At 50.1% G+C, this 14,858-nt stretch carries 17 protein-coding genes; 7 read left to right on the top strand and 10 right to left on the bottom strand.

The genetic code is table 11. The features are described from left to right. Nucleotides 1–55: 55 nt before the first annotated feature. From secB to HH196_RS08765, 3 genes are read right to left on the bottom strand one after another with little or no spacing between them, the layout of a single operon-like run. The gene (secB, locus tag HH196_RS08775) at nucleotides 56–529 is read right to left on the bottom strand and encodes a protein-export chaperone SecB (RefSeq protein WP_169451747.1); all 474 of its coding nucleotides are present in this window, start codon (nucleotides 527–529) and stop codon (nucleotides 56–58) included. A gap of 31 nt (nucleotides 530–560) precedes the next feature. Further along, a complete protein-coding gene (gene grxC, locus HH196_RS08770) occupies nucleotides 561–821 on the bottom strand; it encodes a glutaredoxin 3 (RefSeq protein ID WP_169451746.1) in 261 nt (86 codons plus the stop codon). Continuing rightward, nucleotides 818–1,234, bottom strand: coding sequence for a rhodanese-like domain-containing protein (locus HH196_RS08765; protein ID WP_169451745.1), 417 nt, complete (start codon nucleotides 1,232–1,234; stop codon nucleotides 818–820). Before HH196_RS08765 ends, grxC begins: the two co-directional genes overlap by 4 nt. A gap of 161 nt (nucleotides 1,235–1,395) precedes the next feature. Between HH196_RS08765 and gpmI the strand changes: the two genes are divergently transcribed. The 3 genes from gpmI to HH196_RS08750 are packed head-to-tail and all read left to right on the top strand — an operon-like array spanning nucleotide 1,396 to nucleotide 5,392. Then, nucleotides 1,396–2,946, top strand: a complete 1,551-nt coding sequence (gene gpmI, locus HH196_RS08760) for a 2,3-bisphosphoglycerate-independent phosphoglycerate mutase (protein WP_169451744.1) — start codon at nucleotides 1,396–1,398, stop codon at nucleotides 2,944–2,946. Nucleotides 2,947–2,962: 16 nt separating this feature from the next. Continuing rightward, the gene (locus HH196_RS08755; RefSeq protein WP_169451743.1) at nucleotides 2,963–4,099 is read left to right on the top strand and encodes a murein hydrolase activator EnvC; all 1,137 of its coding nucleotides are present in this window, start codon (nucleotides 2,963–2,965) and stop codon (nucleotides 4,097–4,099) included. A 9-nt stretch (nucleotides 4,100–4,108) separates the two neighbouring features. Then, complete coding sequence (locus tag HH196_RS08750) at nucleotides 4,109–5,392, top strand: S41 family peptidase (protein WP_169451742.1); 1,284 nt, start codon at nucleotides 4,109–4,111, stop codon at nucleotides 5,390–5,392. Between the two features lie 22 nt (nucleotides 5,393–5,414). Here HH196_RS08750 and HH196_RS08745 read toward each other — a convergent pair whose 3' ends face one another. From HH196_RS08745 to coaBC, 6 genes are read right to left on the bottom strand one after another with little or no spacing between them, the layout of a single operon-like run. Further along, nucleotides 5,415–6,602: an MFS transporter gene (locus tag HH196_RS08745; RefSeq protein WP_169451741.1), complete on the bottom strand. Its 1,188-nt coding sequence runs from the start codon at nucleotides 6,600–6,602 to the stop codon at nucleotides 5,415–5,417. Nucleotides 6,603–6,604: 2 nt separating this feature from the next. Then, nucleotides 6,605–7,204, bottom strand: a complete 600-nt coding sequence (slmA, locus tag HH196_RS08740; RefSeq protein WP_371807838.1) for a nucleoid occlusion factor SlmA — start codon at nucleotides 7,202–7,204, stop codon at nucleotides 6,605–6,607. Then, entirely contained in the window at nucleotides 7,201–8,112 is a 912-nt protein-coding gene (gene argB, locus HH196_RS08735) for an acetylglutamate kinase (RefSeq protein ID WP_169451739.1), read from the bottom strand. Before argB ends, slmA begins: the two co-directional genes overlap by 4 nt. 10 nt (nucleotides 8,113–8,122) lie before the next feature. Continuing rightward, the gene (locus HH196_RS08730; RefSeq protein ID WP_169451738.1) at nucleotides 8,123–9,532 is read right to left on the bottom strand and encodes a phosphomannomutase/phosphoglucomutase; all 1,410 of its coding nucleotides are present in this window, start codon (nucleotides 9,530–9,532) and stop codon (nucleotides 8,123–8,125) included. Between the two features lie 29 nt (nucleotides 9,533–9,561). Further along, nucleotides 9,562–10,017: a dUTP diphosphatase gene (gene dut, locus HH196_RS08725; RefSeq protein ID WP_169451737.1), complete on the bottom strand. Its 456-nt coding sequence runs from the start codon at nucleotides 10,015–10,017 to the stop codon at nucleotides 9,562–9,564. Nucleotide 10,018: 1 nt separating this feature from the next. Further along, nucleotides 10,019–11,215, bottom strand: coding sequence for a bifunctional phosphopantothenoylcysteine decarboxylase/phosphopantothenate--cysteine ligase CoaBC (coaBC, locus tag HH196_RS08720; RefSeq protein WP_169451736.1), 1,197 nt, complete (start codon nucleotides 11,213–11,215; stop codon nucleotides 10,019–10,021). Nucleotides 11,216–11,307: 92 nt separating this feature from the next. Between coaBC and radC the strand changes: the two genes are divergently transcribed. The 4 genes from radC (at nucleotide 11,308) to HH196_RS08700 (ending at nucleotide 13,627) form a co-directional block, all read left to right on the top strand. Continuing rightward, on the top strand, nucleotides 11,308–11,982 hold the full coding sequence (radC, locus tag HH196_RS08715) for a DNA repair protein RadC (protein ID WP_169451735.1): 675 nt from the start codon (nucleotides 11,308–11,310) through the stop codon (nucleotides 11,980–11,982). 258 nt (nucleotides 11,983–12,240) lie between these two features. Continuing rightward, complete coding sequence (gene rpmB / locus HH196_RS08710; RefSeq protein ID WP_169451734.1) at nucleotides 12,241–12,477, top strand: 50S ribosomal protein L28; 237 nt, start codon at nucleotides 12,241–12,243, stop codon at nucleotides 12,475–12,477. A gap of 16 nt (nucleotides 12,478–12,493) precedes the next feature. Then, a complete protein-coding gene (gene rpmG / locus HH196_RS08705; protein ID WP_169451733.1) occupies nucleotides 12,494–12,661 on the top strand; it encodes a 50S ribosomal protein L33 in 168 nt (55 codons plus the stop codon). Nucleotides 12,662–12,745: 84 nt separating this feature from the next. Further along, complete coding sequence (locus HH196_RS08700) at nucleotides 12,746–13,627, top strand: DMT family transporter (RefSeq protein ID WP_169451732.1); 882 nt, start codon at nucleotides 12,746–12,748, stop codon at nucleotides 13,625–13,627. Between the two features lie 70 nt (nucleotides 13,628–13,697). Here the strand turns inward: HH196_RS08700 and purT are convergent, their stop codons facing one another. Beyond that, complete coding sequence (purT, locus tag HH196_RS08695) at nucleotides 13,698–14,858, bottom strand: formate-dependent phosphoribosylglycinamide formyltransferase (protein WP_169451731.1); 1,161 nt, start codon at nucleotides 14,856–14,858, stop codon at nucleotides 13,698–13,700.

The following is a 14,858-nucleotide window of genomic DNA, read 5'->3' as shown; positions in this document are numbered from 1 at the left end:
TTTACTGCCAACAAAAAAGGAGGCCGAGGCCTCCTTCTGCAAAGCAAAGTGCAGATTACTCTGCTGCTTCACCTTCAGCTTTCTGCGCTTCCATCACTTCCTGCATTTTTGCAGCGTATAGAGCGTCGAAGTTTACCTGGGCAAGCATAAGAGCTGGGAAGCTCGCTTTGGTTGCCAGGTTATCCACTGCTTCACGAGCATATGGGAATAGTAGGTTAGGGCAGTATGCACCTAGTGTGTGGTGTAGCTGAGCAGGTTCGAAACCAGAGATCATGAAGATCGCAGCCTGTTGGATTTCAATCAGGAATGCAGTCTGCTCCTGGTTAACAACAGTCACTGTTAGCGTAAGGTTTACTTCGTAGTGCTCTTCATCAAGCTGGTTAGCCTGTGAATTAACGTCTAGGTTAACCTGTGGTGCCCATGGCTGGTTAAATACTGCTGGCGCAGCCGGCGTCTCAAGTGAAGCGTCTTTAAGGTAAACGCGCTTCATGCCGAACTGTGGTTGTGCCTGTTGATTCTCTTCAGACATCGTTGCTCCCTATTATTTTTACTACTTCTAATTATTGGCCCGCGTTTGCGAGCAGACCGTCCAGTTCACCAGCACGCTCAAGTGCGAACAGATCGTCGCATCCGCCAACATGGTGCTCGCCGATGAAGATTTGTGGCACGGTTCTACGGCCACTGCGCTCCATCATTTCAGCGCGTTTTGTTGGATCGTGATCTACACTGATTTCGTTGTATTCAACACCCTTATGTTCAAGCAACATCTTGGCGCGCATGCAAAAACCGCATAGAGCAGAGCTGTAAATTTCAATTGTCATTTAGCTACCACAGGCATGTTCTGGTGGCGCCAGTCAGTGATACCGCCTGATAGACGAACCGCCTGACTGAAGCCAGCTTTCTTCATCTTACGGCATGCAGTGCCTGCCGTTTGACCCATGTTACACACTACGATAACAGGCTTATCCTTGTACTGATTTAGCTCACTCATGCGGCGATCAAAATCGGCAAGAGGAATGTTAATCGAGTTGGCTACGTGACCTGCACTGAAATCTTTAGTGGCACGAATATCGAGAACAACAGCGTTCTCTTTGTTGATCATTCGAGTCGCCTCTGCAGCCGAAACCGACTTGCCAGATTTAAGATTTTCGGTGAAAAGCAGCATGCCTAGAGTCATAACCCAGGCAACAACCATCATCGTGTGGTTACCAATAAAATCGATTAGCTGTTCCATGTAAGGATTTCCTACAAATTTTTCTAGCGCGAGAGTATACCCTGCGCGGGCTTTATCGATAAGTGCTTAGGGCAAAATTCACCAAGGTTTAATGGTTTTACCCCCCAGTGTTCGGTAGAATCGACTCATCCTAAAGTATTAGAACGGAATTTTTTATACTCATGAGTGATATGCGTACCCCAAGAGCACTCCTTATCCTTGATGGTTATGGAGTAGAGGCGACTGAATCATCAGCGATTGCGGCGGCCAATACCCCTGTTTGGGATGCTCTTTTAAAAGATAATCCAAATGCTCGTATTCAAACCTCTGGAATGGCGGTTGGTCTTCCAGATGGCCAGATGGGCAACTCGGAAGTTGGCCACATGAACATTGGTGCTGGCCGTGTGGTTTATCAGAATCTTACGCGTATCACTAAAGCGATTAGCGATGGTGATTTCTTCGAGAATAGCGTGCTCTGTAGCGCTATCGATAAGGCTGTTGCTAATGGCGGTGCGGTGCACATTACCGGTCTTCTATCACCGGGCGGTGTCCACAGCCATGAAGATCACATTTTAGCTTTGGCGGAATTAGCCGCTAAGCGTGGCGCTAAAGCAATCTACCTGCACGCGATTTTGGATGGTCGCGATATGCCGCCTCGCTCTGCAGAGCCGTCAATCGCTGCGACTGAAGCGAAGCTTGCCGAACTGGGTATCGGTGCAATCGCAACGGTTGTTGGTCGTTACTATGCAATGGACCGCGATAACCGTTGGGACCGTGTCCAGCAAGCCTACGATGCGATGACTCTCGGTCAGGGTGTGCAGAGTGCCGCTTCAGCACAAGAAGCTCTTGCTGCAGCCTATGCCCGCGATGAGAACGATGAGTTTGTTGCGGCTACAGTAGTTGTTAATGCAGATGGAACAGCTGTTGGAACTGTGAATGATGGCGATGCTGTGATCTGTGCCAACTTCCGCCCAGACCGTTCACGTGAGATTACACGTGCGTTTGTTGCAGACGACAGCTTTGATGGTTTCGTCCGTACTAAGCGCCCAGCACTTGCTGATTTCGTAATGCTAACTGAGTACGCTGCCGATATACCGGCCTCTTGTGCCTACCCTCCAGAGAAGCTTTCGAATGATATCGGTGAGTTCCTATCGGGCATGGGTAAAACCCAGCTACGCATCTCTGAAACTGAGAAGTATGCGCACGTGACCTTCTTCTTTAACGGCGGTCAGGAAGAGGTCTACCCGGGTGAAGATCGTATCCTCGTGCCATCTCCTGATGTGGCAACTTACGATCTAAAACCAGAGATGAGTCTGCCAGAGGTATCAGAGAAGCTATGTGAAGCGATTCGTGCTCGCAAATATGATCTGATCATCTGTAACTTCGCCAATGGTGACATGGTGGGCCACACCGGTAAATTTGATGCAGCAGTTAAAGCTTGTGAAGCAGTCGATGCAGCACTAGCAAAGGTGCTTGCAGCCATGGCTGAAGTGGGCGGCGAAACCCTTATAACGGCCGACCACGGTAACGTTGAGTTGATGGTGGATCCTAAATCAGGCCAGCCACACACATCACACACAACTTGGCCAGTGGCGCTGATCTACGACGGTCCTCGCAAAGCTGCGCTCAAACTTGAAGATGGTGCGCTATGTGACCTAGCACCAACACTGCTCGCGCTGATGGACATTCAGCCACCTGCAGAGATGACCGGTCACAATCTGGCTAAGTTTTAGGTCTTAAGGTCTAGCTTTGCACAAGCAGCTCCTCGCAATCTGCTGTTCGCTTCTTCTAGTTCAATCAGCCTTCGCTGAGACACCGGAAGAGGCGAGCCAGCGCCTTGAGCGACTCAAGAGAGATATCTCGCAGCTCGCATCAAAAGTGGAAGATCGCTTAGGCGATAAGAAGCTATTGCAGCGAGATCTTCGAGATGATGAGAAGCAGATCGCCGACATCGCTGCGCAGAAACGCGAAATCGAAGCCAAAATTGCCAATCTCAATTCACGAGTGGGCTCGTTAAATGGCGAGCAGAAGCAACTTCAAAAGTCCTTAGCCCGGGAAAAAACACTGCTGATTAAACTGGTTCGAGAAGAGTACCAACAGGGTCGGCAACCAAGGTTGAAGATGCTGCTCTCCAGTGAAGATCCGCTTGCTACAGACCGTATGCTTCGCTACTACGACCACTTTAGTGGGGTTCTTGCGAGCAGGCTCAAGGATTATCAGCAACTTCTGGCACGTTTTGATTCAAACCAGGCTGAGCTTACCCAGTCTGAGTCGCAGCTTCAGGAGGAGATGTCGGCTCTTCAGAAGCGTGAAGAGCAGCTTAGAGAGGCGTATAAAAAGCGTCTGGCGACACTTGATTCAATTGACCAATCAATCGGTTCCGAAAAGAGCAAAATCGATAAATTACAGCAGGATCAGAAGCAGTTAGAGCAACTGATTGTCGAGCTGGAGGCGTCGCTAGCAAATAATCTAATCGATGTTGATGCGCCTGATATTGCGACGCGTAAAGGCAAGCTTAGCTGGCCTATTAAGGGGCGTCTTGAGTTGAATTACGGTAGCCAAAAGAGCGCCCTCTCTAAAGATGGTATCTTTATCAGCGCAGATTCAGGTAAGAGCGTTAAAGTAGTTCATCCAGGCCGCGTGGTTTTCGCTGAATGGCTGCGTGGTTACGGCTTGTTGATTATTGTTGATCATGGTGGTGGTTACCTCTCACTCTATGGTCACAATCAGAGTTTGTTACGTAATACCGGTGATTGGGTGATTGCAGGCGATCCGATAGCACTGACAGGCGATAGCGGCGGTTACGATAAAAGCGGCCTCTACTTCTCGCTTCGACGAGATGGTAAAAGCTTCAACCCTATCCCTTGGTTGGCTAAACAGAAGTAGGATTTGAACATGGCACAGATGAAACCTTTGGCAGCAATTTTTGCGACACTCCTATCGTTTTCGGTCGTTGCTGCTGAGCCAGTGCCACATACCGCACTCCCTATGAGTGAGAGCACGGAACTTCCGTTAGAGGAGCTTCGTATGTTCGCGGAGGTCTTTAGCCGCATTAAAGCCTCTTATGTCGAGCCAGTGACTGATAAGCAACTTCTCGAAGACGCTATTCGAGGCATGGTTTCTGGGCTTGATCCTCACTCTGATTACCTGGCCGATAACGATTTTTCAAATCTTCAGGAACACACCAACGGTGAGTTTGGCGGCATCGGCATCGAAGTGGGTATGAAGGATGGTTTTGTCCACGTCATCACCCCACTCGACGATACGCCAGCAAAAGAGGCAGGTATTAAGTCGGGCGACCTGATTATCAAGCTAGGTGAGATCTCAATTCAGGGGATGAGTCTCAGCGAAGCGGTTGACCTTATGCGCGGTAAGATAGGTGAGCCCATCGCAATCACCATCATGCGCGAAGGTGAAGATGCCCCTTTGCAGTTTGAGGTGGTTCGCGCGGCAATCAAAATCCGCAGTGTGCGTACTCGTGAACTGGCACCTGGATACGGCGTTATCCGCATCAGTGAATTCCAAGCCAATACGGGTGCTGATCTAAAGAGCGCCATCACAAAACTGAACGAAAAAAACGAACTGAAAGCCTTGGTTCTCGACTTGCGTAACAACCCAGGTGGTGTCTTGCAGGCGGCGGTTGAGGTATCCGATGCCTTCTTAAGTGAAGGACTTGTGGTCTACACAGAGGGCCGAGTAGAGCGTGCTGCGATGGAGTTTAATGCCACGGCAGAAACGGCCGTTCCAGATATCCCAATGGTGGTTCTGATCAACGGCGGATCCGCTTCAGCTTCAGAGATCGTCGCGGGAGCTCTTCAGGATCAGGGTCGTGCAGTTGTGATGGGTACTCAGAGTTTCGGTAAGGGCTCTGTACAGTCTGTGTTGCCACTATCTGATTCGCGTGCGGTGAAGATCACAACTGCTCGCTACTTCACTCCAAATGGACGCTCAATCCAAGCCCAGGGCATTACGCCTGACATCGTCGTTAAAGAGCATAAGCTTGATGTGGTGAATGCGCCGGTAGGTCAGATTCGCGAAGCGGACCTAGAGGGGCATTTAGATAACCCAACTGATGCAAAAGTTGCTGAGGTGATCGATGACGATCGTCTTGCGGTTGAGGACTTTCAGCTATATCAAGCATACACCATGCTAAAAGCCCTTAATGTATTGAAACGCTAAACTGCAGTTTCTTTCACTTTGGCTACGCTAGCTCATCTACTTTACCGGCGCTGGCAATAGGCCAGCCCGCAATTGCCTGAGCAAAGAGTAGGGCGATAAGAACTGCAATGGGCAGTAACCAATCTTGCTGCCAGTCATAGAGTGCACCAAACAGACTCGGTGCGAAGCTCGCTAGGAAATAACCAAATCCCTGAACCATTGCTGATAGCGCAGTCGCTTGGCGCATGTCGTGTGACTTCATTGCAATTAAAGCCAACGCAAGAGAAAGCGAAGAGCCGCCATAAAGACCAAGGCAGACAACCCATAGATAGCGACCCTCAGCGGGAGCAACCCACAGCCCGCCAACACCGATCAAACCGAACAGGGTAATGATAAAAATAATAGGGTGCTGGGTGCGTAATTTAGCGGCAATGACCGGTGTCATGAGTGCAGCCGGAACCCCAATTACGGTAAAGACCGCGGTCATAAGTCCCGATTCACTATCGCTCAAACCAGCATCCATGAATATGCGCGGTAACCAGGTCGCCAATACATAGAATTGCACCGACTGTAGCCCCATAAAGAAGGCGAGTGACCAGGCCCTCGGCAGGCGCCAAACGCTGCTACTGACGTTGGTTGGGGCGGCTGGTTTGAAGCTCACTTTAAGCATCGGTAGCCATACCACTAATGCTAAAAGCGGGAGTGCTGCCCAGATATACATAGGCGCGTGCCAATCGCCAAAGTAGTCTCGCAAAGGTATGGCCGAGTAGAAGCTAAACGCTGCACAGGTGGTCAGGACGAGCGTATAAACACCGGTTAACCAGCTCGCTTGCCCCGGAAATAGCCCTTTCACGAGAGATGGGATGAGTACGTTCAAAACTGCGATGCCAGCCCCCAACACAAGAGTGCCAGCAACCATCATGCTGTAATCGCCAAAGACCCTCGCTATTGCACCTATAGCGAGAACAAGCAGTGATATCGCAACCACCTGCATCGGTGCCAATCGATTCGCGACCCAAGGGACAATCAACGAGAAGCCTGCAAAACAGAGCAGAGGCAGAGTCATTAGGAAGCCAAAAGCCGCTGCAGAGATATCAAGCGATGCCCGAATATCAGCAACAAGCGGACCGATGACTACGAGCCCTCCGCGCAGGTTCGCAGCGGCGAGCATCAGAGCAAAGATGGCTAAGAAAAACTTCAGCGAGTGTGACTCGAAATGCCCCTTCTGCATTATCAATTCACCTTGCGAAACAGACCCACCGATAGGCGACTCCACTGTTCAGGCCAAAGCTCTGTTGGACGCTTCTTAAACTCGGTGCGAACGTACTGGCGAATTCTGCCCTCTGCGGTCGCGGTGATGAGACCCGCTGTAGAGCCGGCAGGCAACTCAGTGCGAATACCCTCTTTTAACTCCGCTTCACGCAGAATCTGTTTAATCTGGGTTTCAATACGTTCAAATAGCTGGTTGATCTGTTGGCGCAAACGGTCATTTTCCCCAGCTAAGGCATCGCCACCTAATATGCGAGACATTCCCGGGTTCTTTTCAGAAAATGCCAGCAGCAAAGTGATGATCTGCTCGACCTGGCGAATCGAACCAACATCTGATTGGGTAATCGTCTTGATTCGTGAAAAAAGTGTCTGTTCGATGAACTCAATTAGGCCTTCGAACATGCGAGCCTTGCTTGGAAAGTGGCGATAGAGAGCCGCTTCAGATACACCAACGGTCTTCGCCAACTCTGCAGTCGTGATTCGCTGGCCAGGGTTAGTCTCTAGCATTTGAGCTAGAGACTGTAAGATCTGGTCGCGACGTGAGATTTTGATCTCGCTCATCATTCAACCTTTAATGATTTGTTGGTGATCAGTGTGCCCATACCTTCATCGGTGAAGATCTCAAGCATGCATGAGTGTTCTACACGGCCATCAATAATGTGTGCTGAGGTAACACCCGACTTAACAGCGCTGAGTGCGCAGTCGATCTTAGGCAGCATACCGCCGTAGATAGTGCCGTCCTCGATCAGCGCATCAACCTGCTTGGTTGAGAGACCGGTCAGGATGTTGCCCTCTTTGTCTAGGAGGCCTGCGATGTTAGTTAGAAGAATAAGTTTCTCCGCTTGAAGAACCTCAGCGACTTTGCCGGCAACCAGGTCAGCGTTGATGTTGTAAGAGGCTCCATCTTCACCCACACCGATAGGCGCGATGACAGGGATAAAGTCAGAGTTAACAAGCATCTCAAGTACGCCAACGTTAACACGCTCAACTTCGCCGACGTGGCCGATATCGATGATCTCAGGCGCTTCCATCTCTGGCGTCTTGTGTTTAACCGTCAGTTTACGCGCACGCAGTAGGTCGCCATCTTTACCAGTTAGGCCGATCGCTTTACCGCCTGCTGAGTTGATTAGGCCAACGATATCCTTGTTAACCATGCCGCCGAGTACCATCTCTACAACGTCCATCGTTTTTGAGTCTGTTACGCGCATGCCGTTTACAAAGTGCGATTCGATATTCAGTTTTTCAAGCAGATCGCCGATCTGTGGGCCGCCACCGTGAACAACAATAGGGTTAAGGCCGATCAGTTTTAGCATGACGATGTCACGAGCGAAGCTTGCCTGCAGTGACTCATCAGTCATCGCATTGCCACCGTATTTGATGACTAGAGTTTTACCCACAAAACGCTGAATATATGGCAGCGCTTCAGAGAGTACGTTGGCAGTTGAGATGGCTTGTTCGCGTGTTAAAGGCATAGTGTAGACCTCATAAAGTGTTAAGCGATAATGCATCCGGAAGTGTGAGGGATGCGTCAATGTGTCGGAGTTGGTTATTAGTGTGCTCGATAATCCGCTCGAGCGCTAAACGGTTGTGCCCTTCGTAGCGGAGTACGAGGGCAAGTTCGGTGTTTGATAATCGAGCAAGTGCCCAACCATCCGGATAACTGAGTCTGACGCCGTCGGTATGATCTATAGCGTCACAAGCAAATGCAAAACTGCCAAGTTGGCTATCGAGTTGCTGATGTTGTTGCGCTGTGAGTTCAATTCGGTACTCTGGAGTGGCATCGCGTTTTGGGATGCCGAGTTTGATCAGGGCAGCAGTGGTTTGTAGCTGCTCAAGCCGCTCCATTAGGCGGCAGGCTGTGTAGATGGCGTCATCAAAACCATACCAGTCGGCGTCGTAGTAGTGGGCGCTAAGTTCACCGCCAAAAATTGCGCTGCTCGTTTTCATCAGACGCTTCATCGGCGAGTGTCCGGTGCGTCCCATGAGTGGATTGCCACCTGCAGTTTGAATCAATTCCTCGACAACAGAGGAGCACTTAGCATCGAAAAGAACGGTACCCTCAGGTGTGCGCTCGAGTGCCGCTTGGGAAAGAATCACCAAAAGATGGTCCGCTGCTAGTACTTCACCATTCTCGTCGACGATAACGACACGATCACCATCGCCATCAAATGCGATGCCAAGGTCGGCGCTATGGGAAACGACACGCTTTTTCAGTTGCTCTAAATTAGCTTCGACACAGGGGTCCGGTGAGTGATTCGGGAAGCTGCCATCCACAGTATCAAACAGGGGAATGACAATTAAACCCTGGCGTTCAAATACGGCTTTCGCAAGCGGCCCTGCAATGCCATTACCTGAGTCGACCACCAGCTTCCAGCGGCGCATAAGTGGAATTTTGCGGCACAGCTGGTAACTGTAATTGGCAATTTGAGACTGCTCAGTTAATCGACCCGCGCCAGTCGTTAAGGGCTGGTCTAGCAGGGATGCTAACTGCGCAATCTCATCATCCATCAACGCTTTACCGCCGATTGTGATCTTCAGCCCGTTCTGATCGGCTGGATTGTGACTGGCAGTCACCGCAATTGCATTGTTGTGAGCGAGATTAGCAGCGGTGTAGTTGATCAGCGGCGTTGGTGCAAAACCGATATCGATCACATCGCGTCCCGATTCGCGAAAGCCGCAGACCAGCGCTTTTTTAAGATCCGGGCTGGATACTCGACCGTCACATCCGACAACGACAGGTGCGCTGTTATCTAAACCAACAACATGGCCGATGATGCGTCCGAGCCAATAGAGAGTCTGCGCATTAAGCTGCTCTGGGACGCGGCCACGAATATCGTATGCCCTAAATATTGAGGGATCGAATTCTGTCAACGGTGCGCGAAAGTTGTTCATCAAGAGTTAATTGCCAAAGGTGTGCTTAATCAGTGACGACCTGAAGAGCCGAAGCCGCCTTCGCCGCGGTCAGTCGCGGTAAACTCATCAACAATCTCAAAATCGCCCTGTACTACCGGCACAAGAACCAGCTGTGCAATACGCTCGCCAGGTTCGATGGTGAAGGTTGTATCGCCGCGATTCCAACAAGAGACAAATAGCTGGCCCTGATAATCGGAGTCGATGAGTCCCACTAGGTTGCCCAGTACGATACCGTGCTTATGCCCCAAACCAGAACGTGGCAAGATCATTGCGCAAAGTGAAGGGTCTTCAATATAGATCGCCATGCCCGTTGGGATAAGTTCGGTCTGGCCAGGCTCTAAAGTCATTGGTACTTCTACACAAGCACGCAGATCCAAACCAGCAGAGCCCTCGGTAGCGTAGGTCGGCATTGGAATGCTGTTGCCTAGGCGGCTATCTAAAATCTTAACTTGTAGCTTTTTCATATCAATTTATCTGTTCAGCAATTAGAGCGATTAAATTTTCAGCCAGTGCAGCTTTCGAGGCGCGAGGCATGGCAATCTCTCCGCCTGCACCGACAACCACCACCTCGTTGTCATCTGAGTTAAAACCTATATCGCTTTGTGACACATCATTGGCGATGACTAGGTCTAGCCCCTTACGCTCCAGTTTTGAACGAGCATAGGCGATCACATTCTCTGTCTCGGCAGCGAAGCCGACCATAAATGGTCGTGGTTCTAGTGTGGCTATAGTCGCAATGATGTCAGGGTTTTTGGTTAGCAGAATCTCCATCACCTCTTCTGCGCCTTTCTTAATCTTCTGATCAGCGACCATCACTGGACGGTAGTCAGCGACGGCTGCTGCACCAATAAAGATGTCAGCAGCTGATGCAGCGATAAGTGATGCATCTAACATCTCTTGCGCAGACTCAACACCTACTCGTTGCACACCCTTAGGGGTGGCAAGAGCAACAGGGCCGCTTATTAGCGTGACAGCTGCGCCAGCTTTAGCCGCAGCTTCTGCTAGGGCATAACCCATCTTGCCGGAGCTGTGGTTTGAAATAAAACGCACCGGATCGAGCGCTTCACGCGTAGGACCGGCAGTGATAACAACTCGTTTTCCCTCTAGAGGACCTGCCGCAATAAGATTTGCACAGGCTTGCATTATCTGCGTTGGCTCTAACATTCGGCCTGGACCTGTATCGCCACATGCCTGTTCACCACTGCCTGGGCCAAAGATGTTTACACCTTGTGAAAGCAGTGCTTCAAGATTTTGCTGGGTACGTGGGTCACGCCACATCGCTTGATTCATCGCAGGTGCCAATGCGATGGGCGCATCAGTTGCGAGACAGAGTGTCGTCAGAAGATCGTTCGCCATTCCAGAGGAGAGACGCGCCATAAAATCAGCGGTCGCTGGCGCCACAATAATCAGATCTGCCCAGCGCGCGAGCTCAATATGGCCCATCCCTTGTTCGGCTTCTGGATCCAGTAACGATTGGTGCACAGGGTTGCCAGAGAGCGCTTGTAGGGTCAGTGGCGTGATGAATTCAGCACCTGCATCAGTAAGAACAACGCGCACCTCAGCGCCCACACCTTTGAATAGGCGGGTCAATTCCGCTGCTTTATACGCTGCGATACCACCAGTAATACCAATAAGAATGTGGCGGTTAGTAAGTCTATGCATACCCCGGGAGCCCTATGAAACCTGAGTTGAAACTGGTTGCTAGATTATCACCTATACTGATTGCAGAGTAGTGAAAAACACAGGGAGGTGTTATGAAAATACTTGATTGGCCCGCTAATGAACGGCCCCGTGAGCGTCTTTTGAACCAAGATGCATCAGTTTTGAGTGATGCAGAGCTTGTTGCCCTGTTTGTCGGGCAGGGGTTGCCGGGCTGTAATGCGGTTGAGTTAGCGCGTAACTGGTTGAAAGATTCAGGCAGTTTACGATCGTTGTTAAACAGGGATCGTAAGCAGTTTAAGCAGCTAGCGGGTGCCGGTGATGCACGTTATGTGCTACTTCAAGCTGCATTAGAGCTCGGACGGCGCTACCTTGCAGAGCAGCTGGCAGTTGGGGCTGCTTTGAACAATCCTGATGATGTGAAACGTTATCTACAAACCCAGCTGGCAGGGCAAGTGCGTGAACATTTTGGTTGTCTATTTCTAGATGCTCAGCACCGTGTTATCGAGTGGCGCGTGCTCTTCTCCGGCACAATTAATGCGGCTGCGGTCTATCCCAGAGTGATTGTGCAAGAGGCGCTGGAGCTTAATTGCAGCGCGATAATCCTGGCGCACAACCACCCATCAGGTGTGTCAGAGCCATCACTTGCCGATCAGCAAATCACCGATCGCATTATCGCAGCGCTTGATCTAGTGGATATTAGAGTTCTGGATCACCTTATTATTGCTGGTAACCAAACGCTCAGCTTTGCCGAGCGGGGGTTTTTGTAACTGTCACGGTTTGCCTGCGCAATTCGTTCCTACAGGGCGATGTTGTAGGAGTTAATTTGAGCAAAGCGAAAAACCGCGACCTAGTTCTTTGTTCAAAAAACCAACAAAAGGGTAGCGCATATGGCGGATCTTCTGTATTATTGTGCGCCTCTGTCTCACCGGTATGGGTTTTTGTCCTTTGATTGGACGCTCCGCCTGAGAGATCTGCTTAGCAGATATCAATAAACATCTGACAGAGTTAATAGATGAGGTTTAAAAATGTCTCGAGTATGTATGGTTACTGGTAAAGCACCAGTAACGGGAAACAACGTTTCTCACTCACAACGTAAAACACGCCGCCGTTTCCTACCAAACCTGCACTGGCACCGTTTTTGGGTAGAAAGCGAAAACAAATTCGTACGTCTACGTGTATCTTCTAAAGGTATGCGTATCATCGACAAGAACGGTATCGATACAGTTCTTGCTGATGTTCGTTCACGTGGCATCAAAGTTTAAGCAAAGGAGCTAGATCATGGCTAAAGGCGCACGCGAAAAGATCCGTTTGGTTTCTTCTGCTGGTACAGGTCACTTTTACACAACTGACAAGAACAAGCGTAACACTCCGGATAAATTCGAATTCAAGAAATACGATCCAGTAGTACGTAAGCACGTTGTCTACAAAGAAGCTAAAATCAAATAAGATTTTTATCTTCTGAAAATACCCGCGTTTAGTTAAGCTAACGCGGGTATTTTTTTGCCTGCGGTTTTTGATTGGGATTAACAGATGACAAAATCATGGATGAGTGTTGTACCTTTTGCTTTTGTGCTGCTCTGGAGTACCGGTTTTATCGGGGCACGTTTTGGCCTGCCCTATATTGAGCCGTTCAACTATCTCTTCATCAGAATGCTTCTTACCTTGGGCGCGTTCTTTATTCTTATTCAGATATTTCGAGCTAAGTGGCCATCGTGGGATGTCGCTAAACATCAATTGGTCACAGGCTCGCTGATCCACGCTGGTTACCTTGGCGGTGTTTTTGCCGCTATTAAGATGGACATGCCGGCTGGTGTAACAGCCATTGTCGTCGGTCTTCAGCCTCTTCTAACCGCCTTTCTATCGAAGTACTGGTTAGGCGCTCGCTTAAACCGTTTAGCCTGGTTTGGTCTTTGGTTAGGTCTGCTCGGTGTAGTGATTGTGTTGGGATCTGGACTGGTTGATCACAACTTTACACTTAATGCAGGCGCTGTGGTTGCCGCAATTGTCGCGCTCTTTGCTATATCGATTGGTACGCTCTACCAGAAGCGTTTCGGTACTGGAGCAGATCTTCTGACGGGTTCGTTTATCCAGTATGTCGCCACAGCTGTCTGGATGGGTGTGCTGACATTCACTTTTGAGACCCGTGAAGTTGTGTGGGATCCAGAGCTTATTGGCGGCCTGATCTGGTTGGTATTTGGTCTGTCAGTCTCTGCAATCTTGCTTCTACTGCTGATGATCCGCGAGGGTGAGTCCGCTAAGGTCGCGAGTTACTTCTACCTTGTGCCACCTGCTACAGCGTTGGAGGCTTGGTATCTCTTTGATGAGCGTTTATCCGCTCTTACTCTTCTAGGCGTGGTGGTCACCGTATTGGGTGTCTATCTGACACAAAAGGCGTCAACTAAACAGGCGTGATCTACAAATTGTAAAAGAAAGGGGAGCTGACGCTCCCCTTTTTAATGCTATTTTGCAGTCTGAATCAGACTTAGTGCACTTTCACTTTAGAGGCGATCTCTGCAGCACGGGCACGCAGTGCATCCATACTCTCATCACCAGTTCGGTCGTAGGCGAGAGCTACACCCATACGACGGTATGGACGTGTTGTTGGTTTGCCGAAGATTTTAAGGTCTGCCTGTGGGTAGCTGCATGCCTCTTCGATCCCAGAGAAGTTGGGTACACCATCTTGAGCTGCAAGAATGACAGCACTTACACCTGGGTAACGTTGTTCGATCTCAGGGATAGGCAGGCCAAGCAGAGCGCGCGCATGAAGTTCAAACTCGTTGAAGTTCTGTGTGCCCGCAAGCGTAACCATGCCTGTATCGTGTGGACGTGGACTTAGCTCAGAGAAGTAGACTGCATCACTAGAGATAAAGAATTCGATACCCCAGATGCCAGCGCCGCCCAAGGCTTGAGTCACTTTGGCGGCCATCTCTTTACACTCTTCAAGCTGCGCCGGATCTACATAACATGGCTGCCAGCTCTCTTGGTAATCACCTCGCTCTTGGCGGTGGCCGATAGGCGCACAGAAGAGCGTATCGCCACTTTTTTGAGTCACTGTCAGAAGGGTGATTTCGAAATCAAAGTCGATAAAGCCCTCAACAATCATCTCTTTGATATCGCCGCGCGAACCCTCAAGAGCATAGTCAAACGCGAACTGCATATCCGCTTCGCTCTTCACTACAGATTGCCCTTTGCCAGAGCTCGACATAAGCGGCTTAACGACACACGGGATTCCTACTTTTGCTACGGCTGCTTTGAACTCTTCAAAGTTGGTCGCGTAGTCGTAAGGAGCGGTGCGCAGCCCAAGGTCTTTAGCCGCAAGATCACGAATCAATTTGCGGTTCATTGTGAAATTGGCCGCTTTGGCGCTAGGCGTCACTTGAATACCCTGCGCTTCATAGTCGTAGAAACGGTCGGTACGGATACTCTCAACTTCTGGCACGATGATGTCGGGCGCATGTTTAGCGACAGCGGCGTCTAGCGCATCGCCATCCAGCATTGAGAAGACCTCAAAGCCATCAGCAACCTGCATCGCTGGGGCATTTTCGTAAGAGTCACAAGCAATTACGGTATGGCCAAGGCGCTGCAGAGCAATAACAACCTCTTTCCCGAGTTCGCCAGAACCGAGTAGCATCACTTTTTTCAT

The organism is Marinobacterium sp. LSUCC0821, assembly GCF_012848475.1.
In the GTDB taxonomy this organism is placed as follows: Bacteria; Pseudomonadota; Gammaproteobacteria; order Pseudomonadales; family Balneatricaceae; genus Marinobacterium_E.
Note: the sequence above shows the minus strand (reverse complement) of the source record. Positions and strands in the feature narration are given on the sequence as shown.

Excerpts from the sequence above, each read along its gene's own strand:
- radC (WP_169451735.1), top strand. The coding sequence starts at position 11,308 with ATGAAAATACTTGATTGGCCCGCTAATGAACGGCCCCGTGAGCGTCTT.
- slmA (WP_371807838.1), bottom strand. The coding sequence starts at position 7,204 with ATGATGAGCGAGATCAAAATCTCACGTCGCGACCAGATCTTACAGTCT.
- HH196_RS08700 (WP_169451732.1), top strand. The coding sequence starts at position 12,746 with ATGACAAAATCATGGATGAGTGTTGTACCTTTTGCTTTTGTGCTGCTC.
- dut (WP_169451737.1), bottom strand. The coding sequence starts at position 10,017 with ATGAAAAAGCTACAAGTTAAGATTTTAGATAGCCGCCTAGGCAACAGC.
- HH196_RS08765 (WP_169451745.1), bottom strand. The coding sequence starts at position 1,234 with ATGGAACAGCTAATCGATTTTATTGGTAACCACACGATGATGGTTGTT.
- argB (WP_169451739.1), bottom strand. The coding sequence starts at position 8,112 with ATGCCTTTAACACGCGAACAAGCCATCTCAACTGCCAACGTACTCTCT.
- coaBC (WP_169451736.1), bottom strand. The coding sequence starts at position 11,215 with ATGCATAGACTTACTAACCGCCACATTCTTATTGGTATTACTGGTGGT.
- HH196_RS08745 (WP_169451741.1), bottom strand. The coding sequence starts at position 6,602 with ATGCAGAAGGGGCATTTCGAGTCACACTCGCTGAAGTTTTTCTTAGCC.
- rpmB (WP_169451734.1), top strand. The coding sequence starts at position 12,241 with ATGTCTCGAGTATGTATGGTTACTGGTAAAGCACCAGTAACGGGAAAC.
- rpmG (WP_169451733.1), top strand. The coding sequence starts at position 12,494 with ATGGCTAAAGGCGCACGCGAAAAGATCCGTTTGGTTTCTTCTGCTGGT.
- HH196_RS08730 (WP_169451738.1), bottom strand. The coding sequence starts at position 9,532 with ATGAACAACTTTCGCGCACCGTTGACAGAATTCGATCCCTCAATATTT.
- gpmI (WP_169451744.1), top strand. The coding sequence starts at position 1,396 with ATGAGTGATATGCGTACCCCAAGAGCACTCCTTATCCTTGATGGTTAT.
- secB (WP_169451747.1), bottom strand. The coding sequence starts at position 529 with ATGTCTGAAGAGAATCAACAGGCACAACCACAGTTCGGCATGAAGCGC.
- grxC (WP_169451746.1), bottom strand. The coding sequence starts at position 821 with ATGACAATTGAAATTTACAGCTCTGCTCTATGCGGTTTTTGCATGCGC.
- purT (WP_169451731.1), bottom strand. The coding sequence starts at position 14,858 with ATGAAAAAAGTGATGCTACTCGGTTCTGGCGAACTCGGGAAAGAGGTT.
- HH196_RS08750 (WP_169451742.1), top strand. The coding sequence starts at position 4,109 with ATGGCACAGATGAAACCTTTGGCAGCAATTTTTGCGACACTCCTATCG.